General features: G+C 71.9%; 1 protein-coding gene and 1 pseudogene. Both read right to left on the bottom strand.

The genetic code is table 11. The features are described from left to right. Nucleotides 1–260: YbaK/EbsC family protein (locus CCN44_RS28355; protein WP_462509658.1), on the bottom strand; the 260-nt coding region annotated here is incomplete at its 3' end. 41 nt (nt 261–301) lie between these two features. Then, nucleotides 302–540: pseudogene (locus tag CCN44_RS28350) on the bottom strand (LON peptidase substrate-binding domain-containing protein); the annotation flags it as partial.

The following is a 540-nucleotide window of genomic DNA, read 5'->3' as shown; positions in this document are numbered from 1 at the left end:
ACCGCCGCCGCCAGGGCCTTCAGGTCCAGCGAGCCGGCCACCGGGACCACGCCGACCACCAGGGAGCCGTCCACGTCGGCGACCAGGGTCTTGAAGACGCGGTCGGGGGAGACGCCCATGGCCTGCGCCGCCTCCTCGCCGTAGGAGGGATGGGAGGGGTCGTGGTCGTAGGCGTGGACCGTGAAGTCCACGCCCGCCGCCGTCAGGGCGACCGTCGCGGGCGTCCCCCCGGACTGCTGCTTCTTCGACTTCTTCGCCATCAGGAGTGCGGTTCCCCAAGTGCCTAGGTGCCGGTGCGGGCTCAGTTCAGACTGGTCGGCGTCCGCGTCAGCTCGAACGCGGGCAACGACGGCAGATTACGGATGATGGCCGTCTCGGCGCGAAGGAGTTTCAGCTCGTCCCGCAGCCGGGNNCGCCGCGGCCACCAGGTACGACACCACGCTCGGGTCGTCCGGCAGGTCGGCGCCGGTGGACAGCGAGCGCTCGCGGGCGCCCGCCAGGCGCTTCTGGTACTGGCGGAAGGAGCGCAGCACGCCCTCG

Origin of the sequence: Streptomyces tricolor, from assembly GCF_002155905.1 — a bacterium.
Classification (GTDB): Bacteria; Actinomycetota; Actinomycetes; order Streptomycetales; family Streptomycetaceae; genus Streptomyces; species Streptomyces tricolor.
This window is presented reverse-complemented; position numbering and strand designations above follow the sequence as displayed.